The sequence below is a fragment of the Allobosea sp. RCC_152_1 genome, from assembly GCF_041360765.1.
Taxonomy (GTDB): Bacteria; Pseudomonadota; Alphaproteobacteria; order Rhizobiales; family Beijerinckiaceae; genus Allobosea; species Allobosea spartocytisi.
The window spans coordinates 884,809-903,480 of sequence record NZ_JBFUPU010000001.1 but is presented as its reverse complement, the minus strand read 5'-3'; the positions used below and the strand labels follow the sequence as shown (position 1 = coordinate 903,480).

The window sequence follows — 18,672 nt, the reverse complement described above, 5'->3', positions numbered from 1 at the left end:
CGACCGCCCGACCAAGTCGACAATGCGCGCGCAGCCATGCAGGCTGTCGGCATGACCAGCCAACGGAATCGCTCCATGACCGACGCAGCCACGCTCGCCCGCCGGATCGCCCAGGGGCATGGCGACGAGCCGGCCGATCTCGTCATCAAGGGGGCGCGCCTCCTCGATCTTGTCACCGGCGATCTCGTCGAGAGCGACATCGCCCTCTGCGGCGACACCATCGTCGGGACCTATGGCCAATACGAAGGCAAGCGCGTCTTCGACGCCGCCGGCCTCATCGCCGTGCCCGGCTTCATCGACACGCATCTGCATATCGAATCCTCGCTGGTGACGCCCTTCGAGTTCGAGCGCTGCGTGCTGCCGCACGGCGTCACCACTGCGATCTGCGATCCTCACGAGATCGCCAACGTGCTGGGCGGCGAGGGCATCCGCTATTTCCTCGCCTGCTCTGAGGCGATGCGGATGGATCTGCGCGTCAACCTGTCGAGCTGCGTGCCGGCGACGCATCTGGAGACGGCCGGCGCGCAGCTCGAGGCTGCCGACCTGATCCCGATGATGGACCATCCCAAGGTCATCGGCCTCGCCGAATTCATGAACTTTCCGGGCGTGATCCACCGCGATCCCGGCTGCCTCGCCAAGCTCGAGGCCTTCTCGGACCGCCATATCGACGGCCATGCGCCGCTGGTGCGGGGCATGGACCTCAACGCCTATCTCGCCGCCGGCATCCGCACCGACCACGAGACGACCACCGCCGACGAAGCGCGCGAAAAACTCAGCAAAGGCATGGCGATCCTGATCCGCGAGGGCTCGGTCTCGAAGGATCTGCATGCGCTGATCCCGCTGATCTCGCGCGATGCCTCGCCCTTCCTTGCCTTCTGCACCGATGATCGCAACCCGCTCGATATCGGCGAGGAAGGCCATCTCGACTACATGATCCGCACCGCCATCGCGAACGGCGCGGATATGCTGGCGACCTACCGCATCGCCTCGCTCTCGGCGGCGCGGAATTTCGGCCTGTTCGACCGCGGCTTCATCGGGCCGGGCAAGCGCGCCGACATCGTGCTGGTCGAGGATCTCGCCACCTGTTCGGTGCGCCATGTCTTCACCGGAGGACGATTGGTCGAAGCCGGGCTGTTCGAGGGCCGGACTGAGGTTCCGGCGGTCGGACATGGCAGCGTGAAGAGCCGCAGGCTCACGCCGGCCGATTTCCGAGCACAGGCCCGCGAGGGCGAGACGCCGGTGATCGGCGTCGTGCCCGGCCGGATCATCACCGAGCGGCTGGCGATGTCCCTGCCCGCGCGCGATGGCGAGGCCCTGCCCGATCTCGCGCAGGATGCGGTCAAGGTCACGGTGATCGAGCGCCATGGCAGGAGCGGCGGCATCGCCACGGGCTTCGTCCATGGCTTCGGCATGAAGCGCGGCGCCATCGCCTCCTCGGTCGGCCATGACAGCCACAATCTCTGCGTGGTCGGCGTCGATGACGTCGCGATGGCGGCGGCGGCCAACCGGCTGATCGAGACCGGCGGCGGCTTCGCGGTGGCCGATGGCGACAAGATCGTGGCGGAGCTGGCGCTGCCGGTCGCCGGGCTGATGAGCGAAGCGCCTTTCGAAGCGGTGCGGCACGATCTTGAAACGCTGCGCGCGGCGGCGAAGGCGCTCGGCGTCGTGCTGGCGGAACCCTTCCTGCAGGTCGCCTTCCTGACCCTGCCGGTGATCCCGCATCTCAAGATCACCGACAAGGGACTGGTCGATGTCGACCGGTTCGCGCTCGTCTGAGGGACATCTCGCGCGATCTCGGCGCATTCGAGCGGGCCGATTCTTCAATAAGCGGAATCGTTTCCGATCACGGCTTCATCCAACGATTCACCTGCTGGCCCTCTGGCGAGGCTGATCACCGAGCGGTGCTGAGCTGGAAACGCAGATGCGGGTCGGGGCTATAGAGCGGCGCGGTGAAGGCTTCGACCAGCCGCCCGCCGTTCTTCTCGATGATGCGCCGCGAGGCGTGGTTGGACTCGTCGCAGGTGATGACGACCTCCGGCAAGCCGGCCTGATGCGCCACCTGCAGCATGGCGCCGAGCGCGGCGGTGGCGTAGCCGTGGCCGGCGAAGGCCGGAAGGATGGCGTAGCCGATATGTCCGAGCACATGCTCGGGCAGGGCCAGCATCGGGCGGCCTTCTGCATCCGCCTGCCAGCGCAGATTGATCGAGCCGACGAAGGGACGCCCGGGTCTGTCCTGCGCGAAGATCCAGCGCGTCGGCCCCGGCAGGCGCTCGACCTCGCGGCCATCCGGCAGGCGGATAAGGCCCGGTCCACCGCGGAGTTCGGCGAGGAAGGCGTCGGGATCGGCAGCGATGGCGGCGAGCTGTTCCGGCGCGACGTCGCGTGTCGTATTCGGCGACCAGCCGCCGCGCAGCGCCGCCTCATAGGGCGCGAGCAGGGCTCTGTCGGGAACTTGCAACGAGATCAGAGCCGGCACGCGCAGTGTATCCTTCCATGGCGGCGATCCCGCCTTCGTGCATCGAGGATAGAGCGCTCGGTCGCCATGCGCGACGGCTCCGGCACGATCTGGCGCGACGGTGGCCATTCCCGGGATGCAAGGCGCGCTCTTCGCGCAGCAATCGCTCGTAAGCGCGGGCCCCGCGTGCTACCGCGCTGGGATGACCAGTGCCATCGTTCCGCTCGAAAGCCTTCTCGATCTGCCGGATCACGCGCGGCTGCTCGGGCTCGACCTCGGCACCAAGACGATCGGGCTCGCGCTGTCGGATGTGGAGCGCAGCATCGCGACGCCGCTCGAAACCATCCAGCGCGTCAAGTTCGGGCTCGACGCTGCCGCGCTGCTCAAGATCGCGGGCAAATATCAGGTCGCCGGGCTGGTGATCGGCCTGCCGCTCAACATGGATGGCAGCGAGGGGCCGCGCGTACAGTCGACCCGCGCCTTCGTGCGCAATCTCGCGCCGCTGACCGAATTGCCGATCGTGTTCTGGGACGAGCGCATGTCGACGCTTGCGGTCACGCGCACCCTGCTCGACGCCGACGCCTCACGGGCCAAGCGCGCGGCCGTGGTCGACAAGATGGCGGCCGCCTACATCCTTCAGGGCGCGCTCGACCGGCTCGCGCGACTGGCCGACGACGCATTCGGGCCGGAAACGGCGTGAGCCCGGCGCCACGCCGGCCCCCCGATCAGATCGAAGCCTGTCCGCCGTCCCGACATGGCGAAGACCGGAACGGAAGGGTTTTCCGTCCCGGCCCGGGTCGTGATTGATGTCGGAGTGCCGGCGAGGCTGTCAGAAGCCGCGCTTGATGGCCCGCTTCTGCGCTTCGCGCTGGTTTCGGATCGCGCGCTTCTGCTGCTCGATCGACATGCCGTAATAGGGATTGCCGCGCCGGCCGTAAGCGCGTCCACCGCCATAGGCCGGCCCGCTACGATACCCCGGGCCGCCGCGATAGCTGGGCGCGCCGTTGTCGATCGGACCGCCGGCGGCCGGTGGCCGCTGATAATTGTAGTTATAGTTGCCGCCCCGGGAATACGGGTTGGCCTGATAGCTCCCGCCACGGCCGTAGTCATTGCCGTAGGGCATGTCCTGCGCGAGCGAGGCGGCCGGCGCCAGCCCGAGGGCGAGCACCCCAACCATCAGCGCTCGTTTGACCGACACGTAGCGTTTCAACCCAATCATCCGACATTCCCCCAATTCAGGCCCACCGCGAGCCGGAGCGGCTCACGGTGGCGTTTCTCCGTCCGGCCGAAGCGGCGACCGAATCTCGATCTTGTTATCTTATCGGAGCAAGGAGCGAGTTCCGCCCTTCGCTCCGATCATCATCCGCGATCAGCGATGATCGCGGAAGTCGTAGGGCGCATAGTAGCCGTAGGGCGCGTAGTAGCGCGGCGCCACATAGACCGGCGGCGGCGGCGCGTAGACCGGTGCGGCATAATAGCCGCCATCGTAATACGGGTCATAGGAGCGAGCGCTCGCCGCGGCAGCCGCCGCTCCGAGGATGCCCAGGCCGACGCCGGCCGCAATGGCCGAGCCCCGCGAAGGCCCACGCCAGCCGCCGCGATAGTAACCGCGATAGCGATACTGGCTGTATTCGGCCTGCGCCTTGTCGAGCCTGGCCGGATCGAAGGAACGGCGCTCCTGCGCCATCGCCGGCACCGCAACGCTACCCACCGCGACGCTGGCCGCGGTCAGAGCGACAATCCATTTCTTCCTCAAAGACATCATGACGATATCTCCTTTCCCGGGACAGCGCCCGAACCTTGCGGATATCTTGCGCCGCCACTCTTGAATGAGACCTGAACCAATCACGGCGGCAATGCGGCGGAGACAAAGGCGACCGAATGGCAACGCGCTTGCTCCCGATCCGCCTGCCATGGGAGGGACAGGCCGGTCTTCCATCCGACTCCACAACCGGTGATGGAAGCCTTTGTTCCCTCCGGCCATTTCCACGAGTTCCCGCCCGTCATGCTCGACAGCCTGATCGCCGTCTTCCTCGTCATCGCGACGGGCTGGTTCCTCAAGGTTCGCGAGATCGTCTCGCCGGCACATTGGATCGGCGTCGAGCGGCTGACCTATCAGGTGCTCTTCCCGGCCGTCGTCATCTACACGCTGGCGATGGCCAATCTCGGCGACCTGCCCGTGCTGGCCATGGGCTTTAGCCTCGTCCTCGCCATTCTCAGCGTCGCGGCCCTGTTGCTGCTGGCGCGCCCGCTGCTCGCGCGGGCCGGCATCGACGGGCCGGCCTTCACCTCGATCTTCCAGGGCTCGGTGCGCTGGAACACCTTCGTCGCGCTCGCCCTCGCCTCCGGGTTGCAGGGCCGCACCGGCGCGACGCTGATGGCGATCGCGGTGGCGTCGATGATTCCGCTGCTCAACGTGATCTGCGTGCTGGTGCTGGCGCGCTTCGCCAATGGCAAGCCGATGAGCGCCAGCGCGACCATCCGCTCGATCCTGTACAACCCCTTCATCTGGTCGTCCGCGGTGGGGCTCACCCTCAACCAGGTGCAATGGGCCATGCCCACGGCCTTCATCGGCTATCTCGACGTGCTCGGCCGCGCCTCGCTCGGGATCGGGCTGCTCGTGGTCGGGGCCGGGCTCGACCTGAAGCGGCTGGCCCGACCGAACCTGGCGCATGGCGTCGCGGTTCTGCTCAAGCTCGTCGCGATGCCGCTGGCGGCATGGCTCTTTGCCGGGCTTTTCGGCGTGACGGGCCCCGCCCTGACGATGACGATCATCGCGGGCGCCGTGCCCACGGCGACGGCTGCTTATTTCCTGGCCCGGGACCTCGGCGGAGACGCGCCGCTCATGGCCGAGATCACCACCTTGCAGACTCTGCTCGCGCTCGCCACGATACCGGTGGCAGTCCTTCTTCTGGGATAGAATCCGCCGATTTTGGAGGAAAAGCGCCCAATCACACCGGCTCTCTTCCTCTTGCCTCGAAGGCTGGCGCCTTATGCGAGCACAGGGCGGAACAATATCCTAAAACTTGTATTTAATTACATATACACTCTATGATTGCATCACTGGAGTTGAGCCGGCGACAGTGAACGACTGGCCTCCAACCATGAGGGAGTCTGCCCGCGATGAATCCGGTCGATAAGGTCCGGTCCGCGTATAGCGATGCCGAACAGGAAGCCGAGTTGCCGGAACGGCCGCTTTCGCCGTTCGAGGCCGCGAGTTTCATCGAAGGGATGACGGCGGAGCTGCGCCGGATGGCCCGGAACGCCAAGCTCGACACCCTGTCCTATTTCCTCGAAATGGCGCGGATCGAGGCCTCGGCGCAGATCGAGCAGATCGCAGAGCGGAAGCTCGACGCCTGATCCGAGCTGGTCCTGTAGCGAAGCGGGAAGCCCTCAGGCGCCCGCGCGCGACAGGCCGCCTCCAGGATGCCGCAGCACGGCTCCGGTCAATTCCAGTTCGATCAGCGCGCGCCCGACATCCCGCGCCGGATAGCCGCTCGCACGCACCAGATCGTCCAGAGCGACCGGCGTCGGGCTCAGCAGCCCGAGCAGGTTCGAGCCGATATCGTCCGCCTCACCCGTCCCGGCCGGCGGCGCGGGCGCAAAGCCATCGCGGTCGCTTCCGGCCGCCTCGGTGACCGGCGGCTTCGTCACATCCGGCAGGTCGAGCTCGTCCCAGAGCGGTTCGCCCGCGCTCGCCACAGGCTCCTCCCGCATGGCCTGATGCTGGTGGAACAGGTCGTCCCGCCGCCCCACCATGGGGCGCAGCGCCTCGACGACATGCGCGGCCTCCGCGCAGAGCGTGGCGCCCTCGCGGATGAGATGGTTGCCGCCCTCGGCCCGCGGGTCGAGCGGCGAGCCCGGCACGGCGAAGACCTGCCTGCCCTGCTCGTTGGCGAAGCGCGCGGTGATGAGCGAGCCGGAGCGGCGCGCCGCCTCGACGACGACGGTGCCGAGCGCGAGCCCCGAGACGATGCGGTTGCGGCGCGGAAAATCGCGGCCGCGCGGCTCGTAGCCGAGCGGCATCTCGCTGACGATGGCGCCCTCGGCTGCGATACGCTCGGCAAGCCCCCCATTCTCAGGCGGGTAGATCCGGTCGAGGCCGCCGGCCAGGACAGCGACGGTTCCGGTCGCGAGGCTCGCCTGATGGGCGGCGGTGTCGATGCCGCGTGCGAGGCCGGAGACGATGGCGAAGCCCGCCTCCCCGATCTCGCGCGCCAGCCGGCGGGTGAAGGTCAATCCCGCAGCCGAGGCGTTGCGCGAGCCGACCAGCGCCACCGCCGGCAGTTTCGGGAATTCTCCGCGGATCGCGACGAGCGGCGGCGCGGAATCGATCGCTCGCAGGGGCAGCGGATAGTCGGCCTCGCCCAGTGCGACGAAGCGGCCGCCGAGACGGCGCAACCCATCCATCTCGCGCTCGGCTTCGGCCTCCGGAAAGATGCGGATGTTGCGGCCGGCCTGCCGCGCGAGGTCGGGCAATGCCTCCAGCGCAGGGCCGGCACCGCCGAAGCGGTTCGTGAGAGAACGAAAGCTGCGCGGCCCGATACCGTCGCTGCGGATCAGCCTCAACCAATCGAGGCGCTGGCGATCGGAGAGGACGATGCCAGCAGCCATGCCATTCAGCCCTTCTGGCCGATCTTGCCTTCGCTGCCGGCCAACAGCCGGGCGATGTTGGTCCGGTGCATGACCCAGAGCAGGAGGGTAAGGGCGGCCATCACCGCCGCCGCCTGATGCATCCCGGCGGCGAACCAGAGCAGCAGCGGCGTCAGCACGCTCGCCGTCAGCGCCGCGAGCGAGGAATAGCGCGAGAGCCAGGCCACGCCGAGCCAGATCGCGGCGAAGGCGAGCGCGATCCAGCCATTGAGGCCGATCAGCACGCCGAGATAGGTCGCGACACCCTTGCCGCCCTTGAAACCGATCCAGACCGGGAAGAGATGGCCGAGAAAAGCGCCGACCGCGGCGGCCAGCGCCGCCTGCGGCCCGCCGAGCCAGTGCCAGGCGACGAGGACGGCCACCGTGCCCTTGAGCATGTCACCGACAAGCGTCGCCGCCGCGAGCTTCTTGTTGCCGGTGCGCAGCACATTGGTCGCGCCGATATTCCCCGAACCGATGCTGCGCAGATCCGGCCCGCCGGCGAGCTTCGTCAGGATGATGCCGAAGGGGATGGAGCCGAAGAGATAGCCGATAACGAGGGCAATCAGCGTGGCGGAGCCGGAAAGGCCCCAGGTCAACGTCTCAGCCATGCAGTCCCCTCGCCCCCTTGGCGAGCGTCACAATAGGATTTGTCGGTGGGAATAGAAAGCGCCCGCCCCCCATAAACGCGCTGTCATCCCAGACAAGCCGCTTTGGCGGCGCAGATCCGGGATCCATGCCGGAGCGCTTTCCGCGGAGGTTCAGGCATGGGTCCCGGGTCTGCGCTTCGCTTGCCCGGGATGACCCATACCTTCCATTTAGAAAACTCAGCCCGGCCCGAGCTCGTAAACAGCCCGCCCGCCGACGAAGGTCGTCTGCACGATGCCCTGAAGCCGCGCCTCGTCGAAGGGCGAGTTCTTGGCGCGGGATTTCAGCTTGCGCTTGTCGACGACGAAGGGCGCATCGGGGTCGAGCAGGATGAGATCGGCCGGGGCGCCTGCAGCGAGCCTGCCGCCGCCAAGCCCGAGCAGCCCGGCGGGGCGCGTCGAGAGGGCGGCCAGCAGCGCGGACAGGCCGATCTGCTCCGACTGCACCATGCGCAGCGCGGCCGCCAGCATGGTCTCGATGCCGAGCGCGCCGTCGGCCGCCTCGGCGAAGGGCTGGCGCTTGGTCTCGACATCCTGCGGATCGTGGTCGGAGACGATGACGTCGATCACGCCCTCGGCCAGCGCCGCGACCATGGCGAGACGCTCGTCCTCGGACCGCAGCGGCGGCGAGACCTTGCAGAAGGTGCGGTAGTCGCCGACATCGTTCTCGTTGAGGGTGAGGTTGTTGATCGAGACGCCGCAGGTGACGCGCACGCCGTCCTGCTTCGCCCGGCGCACCAACTCGGCCGATTCCGCGCAGGAGATCATCGCGGCGTGGTAGCGGGCGCCGGTGGCGCGGGCGAGGCGCAGATCGCGTTCCAACATCACCGTCTCGGCCTCGGCCGGAATGCCCGGCAGGCCCTTGCGGCTGGCGAACTCGCCCTCGTTCATCACGCCGGAACCGCGCAGCTCGGGATCCTCGACATGGTTCATGATCAGCGCGTCGAAATTGCCGGCATAGATCATGGCGCGGCGCATGACCTGCGGATTGCGCAGCGCCCGGGCGCCGTCGCAGAAAGCGACCGCGCCGGCTTCGAGCAGCAGGCCGAATTCGGTGATCTCCCGGCCCTCGAGCCCCTTGGTCAGGGCGGCGCAGGGCAGCACGTTGACGATCGCCTTGTCGCGGGCGCGGCGCTTCAGGAAGTCGATGATGGCGGGGTCGTCGATCGGCGGATCGGTGTCCGGCCGGCAGACGACGGTGGTGACGCCGCCGGCAGCCGCCGCATGCGAGCCGGAGCCGAGCGTCTCGCGGAACTCCGCGCCGGGCTCACCGAGGAAGGCGCGCAGATCGACGAGGCCGGGCGTCAGCACCAGTCCCTTCGCATCGATGCGGCGGACGCTCTCGCCCGTCGCCGGCGCCGCGCCCCATTCCACGGCCGCGATGGCGCCATCGCGCAGCAGGACCGAACCCGCTCCTTCGCGACCCGTGGCCGGATCGACCAGCCGGGCGTTGACGATCGCGATGTCCTGCGCTGCGATGTCCTGCGTTTCAGCCATGATCCGTTCCATTGCGGCCGTCAGCATCCGGCCGGCGCGTAAAGACGAAGCTCCAGAAGGCGACGAGCCCCCAGAACAGCAGACAGAGCCCTGCACCGGCCAGGACGATGAACCAGGTCCAGCCGGCGTGCGGATCGGCCCAGAGATAGCCGGCCGCGACCACGAGATAGAGCCCGACGAAGACGAACCGCACCCGGCGCATCGTTCGAAGCAGCCAGGCGAGAGCTCCGTCCATCGGCCTCAGACATTCGGCAGGTGCTGTGCGAGCGCGTCGAGCACCGCCATGCGGACGGCGACGCCCATCTCGACCTGCTCCCGGATCAGCGACTGGGCACCGTCGGCCACCTCCGAGGAGATCTCGACGCCGCGGTTCATCGGGCCGGGATGCATCACCAGCGCATCGGGCGCGGCACGTTCCAGTTTCTCGCGGTCGAGCCCGTAATAGCGGAAATACTCCTTCGGGGACGGCACGAAGGCGCCATGCATGCGTTCGAGCTGGAGGCGCAACATCATCACGATGTCAGCGCCTTCGAGCCCCTTGTTCATGTCGGTGAAGAGTTCGACGCCCATGCGCTCGATACCCGGCGGCAGCAGCGTCGTCGGCGCGATCAGCCGGACTTTTGCGCCCAGCGCATTCAGCAGGATGATGTTGGAGCGGGCGACGCGCGAATGCAGGATGTCGCCGCAGATCGCCACCGTCAGCCCCTGGATGCGGCCCTTGTTGCGGCGGATGGTCAGGGCGTCGAGCAGGGCCTGGGTCGGGTGTTCATGGGCGCCGTCGCCGGCGTTGACCACCGAGCAGCCCACCTTGCGGGCGAGCAGGTTGACCGCGCCGGCGGCATGGTGGCGCACGACGATGATGTCGGGCCGCATGGCGTTGAGCGTCGCGGCGGTGTCGATCAGCGTCTCGCCCTTCTTCACCGAGGAGGAGGCGACCGACATGTTCATGACGTCGGCGCCGAGCCGCTTGCCGGCGAGCTCGAAGGAGGCCTGCGTGCGGGTCGAAGGCTCGAAGAACAGGTTGATCTGGGTGCGGCCGCGCAAGGTCGCCGCCTTCTTCTCGACCTGCCGCGACAGCGCGACATAGTCCTCGGCCCGGTCCAACAGGCCCTCGATGTCGAGATGGGACAACCCCTCGATGCCGAGCAGGTGGCGGTGCGGATAGAGCGGGGCTGGCGATGTCATTTGAAGCAGGCTGTTTAGGCGCGACTCGCCCGAGGTGCAAGCCGCTCCGAACAGGAAAGACCGCTATGCCGCGCGCAGCGGTGGAGCTTGCCTGTGATTGGCGCTAGGTCAGAAGCCGATCTGTCCGCTGCCTGCGTTTGCCGAAGGAATTCGCCTTGTCCGCTTCTACGACCGCTCATGTTCCGGCGCCTCACGGAGCCGATTGGCAGACCATCGCCCCGGCCGAGGCCGGCTTCGATGCCGGACGGCTCGGCGAGGCCGTCACTTTCGCGCAAGGCCATGAGAGCCCCTGGCCGCGCAGCCTCTATTATCCGGACGGCTCCTATGTCGGGAATGTCGAATGGAACGAGACCGGCCCCTGGACCGAGATCGTCGGCCCGGTGCGCGAGCGCGGCGGCCCGGCCGGGCTGATTCTGAAAGGCGGACGCATCGTCGCCGAATGGGGCGACACCGGCCGCACCGACATGACCTTCTCGATTGCGAAAAGCTATCTTTCGGTGCTCGCCGGCGTCGCCTTCGACGACGGGCTGATCCGCGATGTCGAGGAACCTGTCGGCAAGAGCGTGGATGATCCCGCTTTCGCCGGGCCGCATAACGGCCAGATCACCTGGCGGCACCTGCTGCAGCAATCGAGCGAATGGCAAGGCGAGATCTTCGGGAAATCCGATCAGGTCGATCACAACCGTCAGATCGGCCCCGGCGCCGACAAAAGCCGCAAGGGTCAGCGCCGCGAGCTCAGGGATCCCGGCTCCTTCTACGAATATAACGATGTCCGCGTGAACGTCCTTGCCTATGCCCTTCTCCAGCTTTTCCGCCGGCCGCTGCCGGAGGTGCTGCGCGAACGGATCATGGACCCGGTCGGCGCCTCGCCGGACTGGCGATGGGAGGGCTACAGCTCGTCCTTCGTCGAGATCGATGGCCGGCGCATCCAGTCCGTGCCGGGCGGCGGGCATTGGGGCGGCGGGCTCTTCATCGGCGCCCGCGACCATGCCCGCTTCGGCCTGCTGATCGGCCGCAAGGGCGAGTGGAACGGCCGGCAGCTCGTTTCCCGCAGCTGGATCGAACGCTCGCTGACGCCCTCCCCCACGCTCGGCAATTACGGCTATCTGTGGTGGCTGGCGCGCGGCCCGGCGGCGCGGCCGGGCGTTCCCCAGACCGCGTTCTCGGCGCTGGGCGCCGGCAGCAACGTGATCTGGGTCGAGCCGGAGCGCGACATCGTCGCAGTGCTGCGCTGGATCGAGGGCGCCTCGACCGAGGGCTTCATCGACCGGCTGCTGGCGGCGCAGGCCTGAGCGCGCCTCAGCCTTCCTTCACGGCATAAACCTGCTCGGGTCCGGGAAAGCGTCGGGCTCGAACCTCGGCGGCGTAATCCGCCACGGCCTTGTCGACCCCCTCGGCGAGATTGCCGAAGAGCTTGACGAATTTCGGCACGCGCCCGGTCAGGCCGAGCATGTCGTCGAGCACGAGCACCTGCCCGTCGCAGGCGGCGGAGGCGCCGATGCCGATGGTCGGGATCGCGATCCTGGCGGTGATCTCCGCCGCGAGCGGCTCGGCCACCGCCTCCAGCACCACGGCGAAGGCGCCTGCCGCCGTCACCGCCTCGGCATCGGCGATGATCGCCGGCCATTCGGCCCGGTTACGCCCCTGCGCCTTGAAGCCGCCGAGCACATTGACCGCCTGCGGCGTCAAGCCGACATGGGCCATCACCGGAATGCCGCGCTCGACGAGGAAGGCGATGGTCCTGGCCATGCGCTGCCCGCCTTCGAGCTTCACCGCCCCGCAGCCGGTCTCCTGCATGATGCGGGCGGCGTTGCGGAAGGCTTGCTCCGGGCTCTCCTCATAGCTGCCGAAGGGCATGTCGACGACGATCAGCGCGCGACGGGAGCCGCGCATAACCGCCTGCCCGTGCAGGATCATCATCTCCAGCGTCACCGGCACGGTGCTATCGAGGCCGTGCACGACCATGCCCAGCGAGTCACCGACGAGCAGGAAATCGCAATGGCGGTCGGCCAGCGCCGCCATCGGCGCGGTATAGGCCGTCAGCGAGACGATCGGCTCAGCCGCCTTGCGGCTGCGGATGTCCAGCGCCGTCATGCGCTTGATCTGTGCTTGCGACGACACGCTCTTCTCCCCATGTGACGGGTGCTACCCCGTGGAAGGCCCTAAACGCTCTCCCCCATCCCGGAAAGCGCAATCGGCGTTTGACACGGCTCGCCCGCTGAACCACTTTCGCGCGCAATTCCGAACCGCACAGGTCTTGCGGGTCGCGGACCCGTCCGTTACGGCCGGTTCCGCGCTCTGATCAGGGCTGTCATCGAGACACGAAAACCATGAAGCTCCTCGTCGTCGAGTCGCCGGCCAAGGCCAAGACGATCAACAAATATCTCGGCTCCGACTACGAGGTCATCGCCTCGTTCGGGCATATTCGCGACCTGCCGGCCAAGGACGGCTCGGTCGAGCCCGACAATGATTTCGCGATGAAGTGGGAGATCGAGGGGCGCGGCGCCAAGCAGGTCGCCGAGATCGCGCGCGCCGTGAAGGGCGCCGAGAAGCTGATCCTCGCCACCGACCCGGATCGCGAGGGCGAGGCGATCTCCTGGCATGTGCTGGAGGCCCTGAACCAGAAGCGCGTGCTCAAGGGCATCCCCGTCGAGCGCGTCACCTTCAACGCCGTCACCAAGGACGCCGTGCAGAAGGCGCTGGCCAATCCCCGCGCGATCGACCAGGCGCTGGTCGATGCCTATCTGGCCCGGCGCGCACTCGACTATCTCGTCGGCTTCACCCTTTCGCCGGTGCTGTGGCGCAAGCTGCCGGGCGCCCGTTCGGCAGGGCGCGTACAGTCGGTGGCTTTGCGCCTGGTCTGCGACCGCGAGCGCGAGATCGAAGCGTTCCGGGCCCGCGAATACTGGTCGCTCGTCGCGACGCTCGCGACCGAATCCGGTCAGACCTTTGAGGCCCGTCTCGTCGGCGCCGACGGCAAGAAGATCGCAAGGCTCGACATCGGCAATGCCGAGGAGGCAAAGGCCTTCAAGGAGGCCCTGGAAACCGCGCTCTTCACCGTGACCGAGGTCGAGGCCAAGCCGGTCAAGCGCCACCCCTACCCGCCCTTCCAGACCTCGACGCTGCAGCAGGAAGCCTCGCGCAAGCTGGGTCTCGCCCCGGCCCGGACCATGCAGCTCGCCCAGCGCCTCTATGAGGGCGTCGATATCGGCGGCGAGACGGTCGGCCTCATCACCTATATGCGAACCGACGGCGTCGACATGGACGGCTCGGCCATTACCGCCGCGCGCAGCGTCATCGGCAAGGAATTCGGCGACAGATACGTGCCGAACGTGCCGCGCAAATACACGGTCAAGGCCAAGAACGCGCAGGAAGCTCACGAGGCCATCCGCCCGACCGATCTCGGCCGGCTGCCGGCGCAGGTCATGCGTCATCTCGAGCCGGAACAGGCGAAGCTCTACGAGCTGATCTGGAAGCGCACCATCGCGAGCCAGATGGAATCGGCCGAGATGGAACGCACCACGGTCGATATCGCGGCCAAGGTCGGCGCCCGCAATCTGGAGCTGCGCGCCTCCGGCCAGGTCGTGCTCTTCGACGGCTTCCTGACGCTCTACCAGGAAAGCCGCGACGACGAGGAAGACGAGGACTCCAAGAAGCTGCCGGCGATGAAGGCGGCCGACAGGCTGGAGAAGCGCGCCATCGCCGCCGACCAGCATTTCACCGAGCCGCCGCCGCGCTTCTCGGAAGCGAGCCTGGTCAAGCGCATGGAAGAGCTCGGCATCGGCCGGCCCTCGACCTATGCCGCGACGCTCTCGACCCTGCGCGACCGCGAATATGTCCGCATCGAGAAGAAGCGCCTCGTGCCCGAGGACAAGGGCATGCTGGTCACGTCGTTCCTGGAGAGCTTCTTCAAGCGCTATGTCGAGTTCGACTTCACAGCGAACCTGGAAGAGAAGCTCGACCGCGTCTCCAACGCCGAGATCGACTGGAAGGCGCTGCTGCGCGAGTTCTGGGAGGAATTCACCGCCTCCATCGGCGAGACCAAGGATCTGCGCGTCGGCGACGTACTGGAGGCGCTGAACGGCGTCCTCGGCGACTATATCTTCCCGCAGAAGGCCGACGGTTCCGACCCGCGGATCTGCCCGACCTGCGGCAACGGCCAGCTTTCGCTCAAGCTCGGCAAGTTCGGCGCCTTCGTCGGCTGCTCGAACTATCCGGAATGCCGCTATACGCGGCCCCTCTCCGTGCCCGCCGCCGATGGCGAGGCCTCGGCCGAGGGCGGCCAGGGCGCGCCCGGCGTGCGCATCCTCGGCACCGATCCGGTGACGAGCCTCGAGGTCACGATGCGCGACGGCCGCTTCGGCCCCTATATCCAGCTCGGCGAGGGCGAGAAGCCGAAGCGCTCCAGCCTGCCCAAGGGCATGAGCCCGGCCAGCGTAACGCTGGATAAGGCACTCGCCCTGCTCTCCCTGCCGCGCGAAGTGGCGCGGCACCCCGAAAGCGGCGAGCCGATCCTCGTCGGCATCGGTCGCTACGGGCCTTACGTGCAGCACGGCAAGACCTACGCCAATATCGACAAGGGCGACGATGTGCTCGAACTCGGCGCCAACCGCGCCATCGACCTGATCGTCGCCAAGGAGAGCGGCGGTGGGCGCGGCGGTCGGGCATCGACACCGGGACGGGCGCTCGGCGATCATCCCGCCGGCGGCGCGCTGGAAGTGAAGGCCGGCAAATACGGCCCCTATGTCGCCTGGGGCAAGATCTTCGCGACACTGCCCAAGACGATGACCGCGGAGAGCATCACGCTGGAGCAGGCCATCGAGCTGGCGAACGCCAAGGCCGAGGCGAAGGGCGGCGCCAAGGGCAAGGCGAAGGCCGCGGGTGCTGCGGCAAAGGCCAAGGCACCGGCGAAAAAGCCCGCCGCGAAGAAGGCGCCAGCCAAGAAGGCTGCAGCCGCGAAGGCTCCCGCCAAGGCCAAGACGGCAAGCGGCTGAGGCCGCTCGCTTTCGCGAGAGACAGCGCGGTCATGCGTCTGGCGAGCTGGTTATTTGCAGGTCTCGGGGCACTCGTCTGCTCCGTGACCTTCGCGGGCTGGGTCTGGCTCAACGCCTACGCCTGCGGAGGCTGCAAGAACTTCCGCCTGCGCTGGGAGGATACCGAGGCGCTCAGCCTGTTCATCCCGCCCTTCTTCCTGGGCTGCGTTCTGATGGTCACAGGCGCCGTGCTGTGGATCGGGAACCGTTCGCAACGGCGCTAGAGCTTGCTGGCTTTACCCGGACCACGGGTCGTTCCGGGCTCATGCTTGTGACATGCCCCTAATGACGGCGTGCTTCCGTCACAGGCTCGCGACCACCACGATCCGTCTCACCTCGCCGCGCAGGAAGGCCTGCAGGAAGCGCTCATAGTCCTTGAACGAGATGCAGCCGTTCGAGTCACCGCGCGGCCCGAGCAGATAGGTGTGGGCGAGGAGACCGGCGCGGCCGTGGATCGCGCCCGAGCCGCCGACCGGATTGAGCCGGATGGCGCGCACGCCATGGAACAGCGCCTCGCGCTCGGTCAGCGTGTAGGTGTGCGGCGGGGTGACGCCCTTCATGCGGACATGGGCGTAGCTGGGATCGTCCATCATCTCGCCCAGGCCGGAATGGGCCTCGAGCCGCTCGCCATTGGGCATGTAGACCATCTTGGCGCTGATATCGTAGATCGCGGTGCCGGCCTCGGCGGTGCGCGGCGGCGTGCCGGCCGAGGGGCTGAGGCGCGCGACGCGACCGCGGTCGACGACGTCATCCTGCGGCGCGGCATAGGCCAGCGCCGTACCCGCCGGCTGCTGCTTCTGCACGCCGAAGAGCTTCTCGAAGAAATTGCGGTTGTCCTCAGGCGTCGGCGCGGGCGTGGCGGCAGCGACCCGGCTGCGGCGGCCCGATGTCACCGGCTGCTGCGCCAGGCGCCGCGGCTGGGCCTCGGCAGGCGGCGGCACCAGCTCGGCCGGACGCGGCACGGGGAACGGAGCGGCAGCGAGGCCGGCGATCTCCTGCGAGGCCGTCTCGGGCGGAACGGACGCGATCAGCTCCGAGGGACGCGACGCCGGCAGCGGCGCCTTTTCGGCCAGGCTCACGGGCGCCTGCGACGGCAGCGGCAGAACCGAACCCGAATCCGGCAGATCGAGCGCTTCCGGCACCGCGGCCAGGCGCATCGCGGAGCCGACCGGCCGGCTCTGCGCGAGCGAGGTCGGGGTCGTGCCGGCGAAATGCGGATCGAGCAGGCCGCCATAGGCCCGCTCGGTGGTCGTGCCGGCGAGGCGCTCCGGCGCAGGTGGCCTGATCACCTGGGAGATGGCGGCTTTCTTGTCGTTGGCGGCAACATCGACGCTGGGATCGTGCGGCGCGACATGATCGAGCAAGCGGAAGCCCGTCATCGCTCCGAGGCAGAGCGCGGCCGCCCAGAACAGGGTCCGGCCGATGGAGCGACGACGCCGCCGAAGACGCAGATGGGGCGCCCCGCTCCGCCGCGCATGTCTGCCATAGCTCATTGCCCGCACTCTCGATACGCCAACGCCACGCCCGGCCTCGACAGGCGCGCATGCTCGTTCCGCCACACCCCGAGGCAACGGGATGCGCGGCGCGTGACGATGCGCCCGGCCATGCTGGGAGAACCCAAACTACGTTCTTCTCCGATAAAGCGCCGTGTTGGTTAATCGTCGGTGAAGCCGACCGCGCTTTTTTTAGGCGGTGGGTGGTGAAGCGGCGCGACGTGTCGCGGGCCCCGAAGGCCACGCAAAGGCGGCACCATCAAGGCGCGGGTTGCAAGGCGCAGGGCGGTCATTCGCAAAGAGAGGGTTTTTCTGGCTCACCCGCCGCGATTAGTTCATCTTTCCGGGCGAAGGGACCCGGTCCTCTCCCCAGCCTGGCCGAATCGCACATGTCGCAAGGACCGCAGCCCGCAGAGACGGCCACGCAGGAGGCAGCGCCTCCCGTGACGCCGCCAGCCGAGGCGAGAACGAGTTCGGTCGCGGCGCTCGGCGCCATCGTGAGCGGCGCGCTCATCCTGCAGATCGCCGCGACGATCGTGAACACGGTCATCCCGCTCAAGATGGCGCTCGCCCAGAAGGCGCCGCTGCTGATCGGCCTGGTCGGCTCGGCCTATTCGGTCGGCTTCCTCGCCGGCTGCTTCATCATTCCCGCCTTCATCCGGCGCGTAGGGCATATCCGCGCCTTTGCCGTCTTCGCGGCGTTGCAGGCAATGCTGACGCTGAGCTTCGGGCAGACGCCGATCGACATCTGGGGCCTGTCGCGGCTGGGCATGGGCTTCGCCGGCGCGGGCCACGCCATCTGCATCGAGAGCTGGATCAGCGGCCAGGCGAAGGCCGGCCAGCGCGGGCGCATCTTCGGCCTGTATCAGATCATCAACCGGCTTGCCCTGATCGGCTCGCAGATCGGCGTCGGCTATGTCGCGATGCAGTCGAGCGAGATCTTCCTGTTCGCTAGCGCTGCGTTCTCGCTGGCGCTGATCCCGGTCGGCATGACGAAAGCCAGGGGCCCGGAATCGGGCGCCGTGATCTCGGTCAGGCTGAACACGATCTGGCAGTATGCCCCGGCCGCCGTCATCGGCTGCCTCTATGTCGGGCTGATGGGCGGGGCGCTCTCCAATGTCGCGCCGGCCTATGGCATCCTGATCGGCCTCGACCAGAAATGGGCGATCCTGCTGACCGCGGGCATCCAGATCGGCGCGCTGGTGCTGCAATGGCCGCTCGGCCTGCTGGCGGACCGGGTCGAGAGCCGCAAGATCATGCTGAGCGCCACCGCCTCGGTGGTGCTCTGCACGTTGGCGCTGGGCGTCGTGCTCTGGTTCGCCCTGCCCCATAGCCGGTTCTGGCTGTTCGGGCTGTTCGCGCTGATCGGCGCCGGCAGCATGCCGATCTATACCGTCGCCGTCGCCCATGCCTATTTCCGGCTCGGCCGCGAGCGGGCGCTCGGCCTCTCGGCGCAGCTCCTCTTCCTCTGGGCGACGGGCTCGGCCATCGGCCCGCTGGTCTCGACCGCCTTCATGCAGGTCATAGGGCCGCAGGGGATGCTGATCTATCTCGGCCTGCTCTCGGCCGCGACCGGCGTCTATCTCGCCTTCCGCCTGCGGCGTAACCCGCCCTCGGCCAATCCTTTCGGGGAACGCCCGACGACCGCGCCGACCATCCCCGACGTCTCGCCTTCGGGGCGTTCGCAGGGCGGCAAGTAGGACAGCGTTCCAGCTTGCGCCGACACGCGA

The 18,672-nt window shown here is 67.9% G+C and carries 18 protein-coding genes; 8 read left to right on the top strand and 10 right to left on the bottom strand.

Annotation, left to right across the window (positions count from 1 at the left end; translation table 11 throughout):
* Nucleotides 1-75: 75 nt before the first annotated feature.
* Nucleotides 76-1,776 (top strand): adenine deaminase, encoded by a 1,701-nt coding sequence (gene ade / locus AB6806_RS04170; RefSeq protein WP_370954156.1) that lies wholly within the window; start codon nucleotides 76-78, stop codon nucleotides 1,774-1,776.
* Nucleotides 1,777-1,891: 115 nt separating this feature from the next.
* On the opposite strand, the gene AB6806_RS04165 is transcribed toward ade, so the two are convergent.
* Nucleotides 1,892-2,476: a GNAT family N-acetyltransferase gene (locus AB6806_RS04165; protein ID WP_051988490.1), complete on the bottom strand. Its 585-nt coding sequence runs from the start codon at nucleotides 2,474-2,476 to the stop codon at nucleotides 1,892-1,894.
* A 181-nt stretch (nucleotides 2,477-2,657) separates the two neighbouring features.
* Between AB6806_RS04165 and ruvX the strand changes: the two genes are divergently transcribed.
* Nucleotides 2,658-3,155, top strand: coding sequence for a Holliday junction resolvase RuvX (gene ruvX, locus AB6806_RS04160; protein WP_038368799.1), 498 nt, complete (start codon nucleotides 2,658-2,660; stop codon nucleotides 3,153-3,155).
* A 129-nt stretch (nucleotides 3,156-3,284) separates the two neighbouring features.
* Here the strand turns inward: ruvX and AB6806_RS04155 are convergent, their stop codons facing one another.
* Entirely contained in the window at nucleotides 3,285-3,665 is a 381-nt protein-coding gene (locus AB6806_RS04155) for a hypothetical protein (protein ID WP_142020755.1), read from the bottom strand.
* 159 nt (nucleotides 3,666-3,824) lie between these two features.
* Nucleotides 3,825-4,220 carry a hypothetical protein gene (locus AB6806_RS04150; RefSeq protein WP_133565593.1) on the bottom strand — a complete coding sequence of 132 codons (396 nt, stop codon included), beginning with the start codon at nucleotides 4,218-4,220 and terminating at the stop codon, nucleotides 3,825-3,827.
* Between the two features lie 192 nt (nucleotides 4,221-4,412).
* Between AB6806_RS04150 and AB6806_RS04145 the strand changes: the two genes are divergently transcribed.
* Both AB6806_RS04145 and AB6806_RS04140 read left to right on the top strand, forming a co-directional pair.
* Nucleotides 4,413-5,375, top strand: a complete 963-nt coding sequence (locus AB6806_RS04145) for an AEC family transporter (protein ID WP_211200529.1) — start codon at nucleotides 4,413-4,415, stop codon at nucleotides 5,373-5,375.
* Between the two features lie 203 nt (nucleotides 5,376-5,578).
* The gene (locus tag AB6806_RS04140; RefSeq protein WP_112761926.1) at nucleotides 5,579-5,815 is read left to right on the top strand and encodes a hypothetical protein; all 237 of its coding nucleotides are present in this window, start codon (nucleotides 5,579-5,581) and stop codon (nucleotides 5,813-5,815) included.
* A gap of 33 nt (nucleotides 5,816-5,848) precedes the next feature.
* Here the strand turns inward: AB6806_RS04140 and dprA are convergent, their stop codons facing one another.
* The 5 genes from dprA to AB6806_RS04115 all read right to left on the bottom strand — a co-directional run bounded on the left by dprA (nucleotide 5,849) and on the right by AB6806_RS04115 (nucleotide 10,416).
* Nucleotides 5,849-7,069, bottom strand: a complete 1,221-nt coding sequence (gene dprA / locus AB6806_RS04135; RefSeq protein WP_370954155.1) for a DNA-processing protein DprA — start codon at nucleotides 7,067-7,069, stop codon at nucleotides 5,849-5,851.
* 5 nt (nucleotides 7,070-7,074) lie between these two features.
* Complete coding sequence (gene plsY / locus AB6806_RS04130; protein WP_370954154.1) at nucleotides 7,075-7,698, bottom strand: glycerol-3-phosphate 1-O-acyltransferase PlsY; 624 nt, start codon at nucleotides 7,696-7,698, stop codon at nucleotides 7,075-7,077.
* Nucleotides 7,699-7,914: 216 nt separating this feature from the next.
* The gene (pyrC, locus tag AB6806_RS04125; protein ID WP_038368140.1) at nucleotides 7,915-9,231 is read right to left on the bottom strand and encodes a dihydroorotase; all 1,317 of its coding nucleotides are present in this window, start codon (nucleotides 9,229-9,231) and stop codon (nucleotides 7,915-7,917) included.
* Nucleotides 9,224-9,466, bottom strand: a complete 243-nt coding sequence (locus tag AB6806_RS04120) for a hypothetical protein (protein ID WP_038368143.1) — start codon at nucleotides 9,464-9,466, stop codon at nucleotides 9,224-9,226. The genes pyrC and AB6806_RS04120 overlap by 8 nt, the downstream gene beginning before the upstream one ends.
* A gap of 5 nt (nucleotides 9,467-9,471) precedes the next feature.
* On the bottom strand, nucleotides 9,472-10,416 hold the full coding sequence (locus tag AB6806_RS04115; protein WP_038368145.1) for an aspartate carbamoyltransferase catalytic subunit: 945 nt from the start codon (nucleotides 10,414-10,416) through the stop codon (nucleotides 9,472-9,474).
* Nucleotides 10,417-10,571: 155 nt separating this feature from the next.
* Here AB6806_RS04115 and AB6806_RS04110 point away from each other — a divergent pair, with 155 nt between their 5' ends.
* Nucleotides 10,572-11,708, top strand: a complete 1,137-nt coding sequence (locus AB6806_RS04110; protein ID WP_370954153.1) for a serine hydrolase domain-containing protein — start codon at nucleotides 10,572-10,574, stop codon at nucleotides 11,706-11,708.
* A gap of 7 nt (nucleotides 11,709-11,715) precedes the next feature.
* Here the strand turns inward: AB6806_RS04110 and panB are convergent, their stop codons facing one another.
* The gene (gene panB / locus AB6806_RS04105; protein ID WP_370954152.1) at nucleotides 11,716-12,537 is read right to left on the bottom strand and encodes a 3-methyl-2-oxobutanoate hydroxymethyltransferase; all 822 of its coding nucleotides are present in this window, start codon (nucleotides 12,535-12,537) and stop codon (nucleotides 11,716-11,718) included.
* A gap of 209 nt (nucleotides 12,538-12,746) precedes the next feature.
* On the opposite strand from panB, the gene topA reads away from it, so the two are divergent.
* Nucleotides 12,747-15,410: a type I DNA topoisomerase gene (gene topA, locus AB6806_RS04100; protein ID WP_370954151.1), complete on the top strand. Its 2,664-nt coding sequence runs from the start codon at nucleotides 12,747-12,749 to the stop codon at nucleotides 15,408-15,410.
* Between the two features lie 32 nt (nucleotides 15,411-15,442).
* The gene (locus AB6806_RS04095) at nucleotides 15,443-15,673 is read left to right on the top strand and encodes a hypothetical protein (RefSeq protein WP_038368152.1); all 231 of its coding nucleotides are present in this window, start codon (nucleotides 15,443-15,445) and stop codon (nucleotides 15,671-15,673) included.
* Nucleotides 15,674-15,751: 78 nt separating this feature from the next.
* Here the strand turns inward: AB6806_RS04095 and AB6806_RS04090 are convergent, their stop codons facing one another.
* Nucleotides 15,752-16,942, bottom strand: coding sequence for a tlde1 domain-containing protein (locus AB6806_RS04090; protein WP_142020750.1), 1,191 nt, complete (start codon nucleotides 16,940-16,942; stop codon nucleotides 15,752-15,754).
* Nucleotides 16,943-17,385: 443 nt separating this feature from the next.
* Between AB6806_RS04090 and AB6806_RS04085 the strand changes: the two genes are divergently transcribed.
* Complete coding sequence (locus AB6806_RS04085) at nucleotides 17,386-18,642, top strand: MFS transporter (protein ID WP_185747828.1); 1,257 nt, start codon at nucleotides 17,386-17,388, stop codon at nucleotides 18,640-18,642.
* Nucleotides 18,643-18,672 lie beyond the last annotated feature (30 nt).

Coding starts and splice junctions, on each gene's coding strand:
- pyrC (WP_038368140.1), bottom strand. CDS start 9,231: ATGGCTGAAACGCAGGACATCGCAGCGCAGGACATCGCGATCGTCAAC.
- AB6806_RS04145 (WP_211200529.1), top strand. CDS start 4,413: ATGGAAGCCTTTGTTCCCTCCGGCCATTTCCACGAGTTCCCGCCCGTC.
- AB6806_RS04140 (WP_112761926.1), top strand. CDS start 5,579: ATGAATCCGGTCGATAAGGTCCGGTCCGCGTATAGCGATGCCGAACAG.
- AB6806_RS04150 (WP_133565593.1), bottom strand. CDS start 4,220: ATGATGTCTTTGAGGAAGAAATGGATTGTCGCTCTGACCGCGGCCAGC.
- topA (WP_370954151.1), top strand. CDS start 12,747: ATGAAGCTCCTCGTCGTCGAGTCGCCGGCCAAGGCCAAGACGATCAAC.
- AB6806_RS04115 (WP_038368145.1), bottom strand. CDS start 10,416: ATGACATCGCCAGCCCCGCTCTATCCGCACCGCCACCTGCTCGGCATC.
- ade (WP_370954156.1), top strand. CDS start 76: ATGACCGACGCAGCCACGCTCGCCCGCCGGATCGCCCAGGGGCATGGC.
- plsY (WP_370954154.1), bottom strand. CDS start 7,698: ATGGCTGAGACGTTGACCTGGGGCCTTTCCGGCTCCGCCACGCTGATT.
- ruvX (WP_038368799.1), top strand. CDS start 2,658: ATGACCAGTGCCATCGTTCCGCTCGAAAGCCTTCTCGATCTGCCGGAT.
- AB6806_RS04095 (WP_038368152.1), top strand. CDS start 15,443: ATGCGTCTGGCGAGCTGGTTATTTGCAGGTCTCGGGGCACTCGTCTGC.
- AB6806_RS04120 (WP_038368143.1), bottom strand. CDS start 9,466: ATGGACGGAGCTCTCGCCTGGCTGCTTCGAACGATGCGCCGGGTGCGG.
- dprA (WP_370954155.1), bottom strand. CDS start 7,069: ATGGCTGCTGGCATCGTCCTCTCCGATCGCCAGCGCCTCGATTGGTTG.
- AB6806_RS04090 (WP_142020750.1), bottom strand. CDS start 16,942: ATGAGCTATGGCAGACATGCGCGGCGGAGCGGGGCGCCCCATCTGCGT.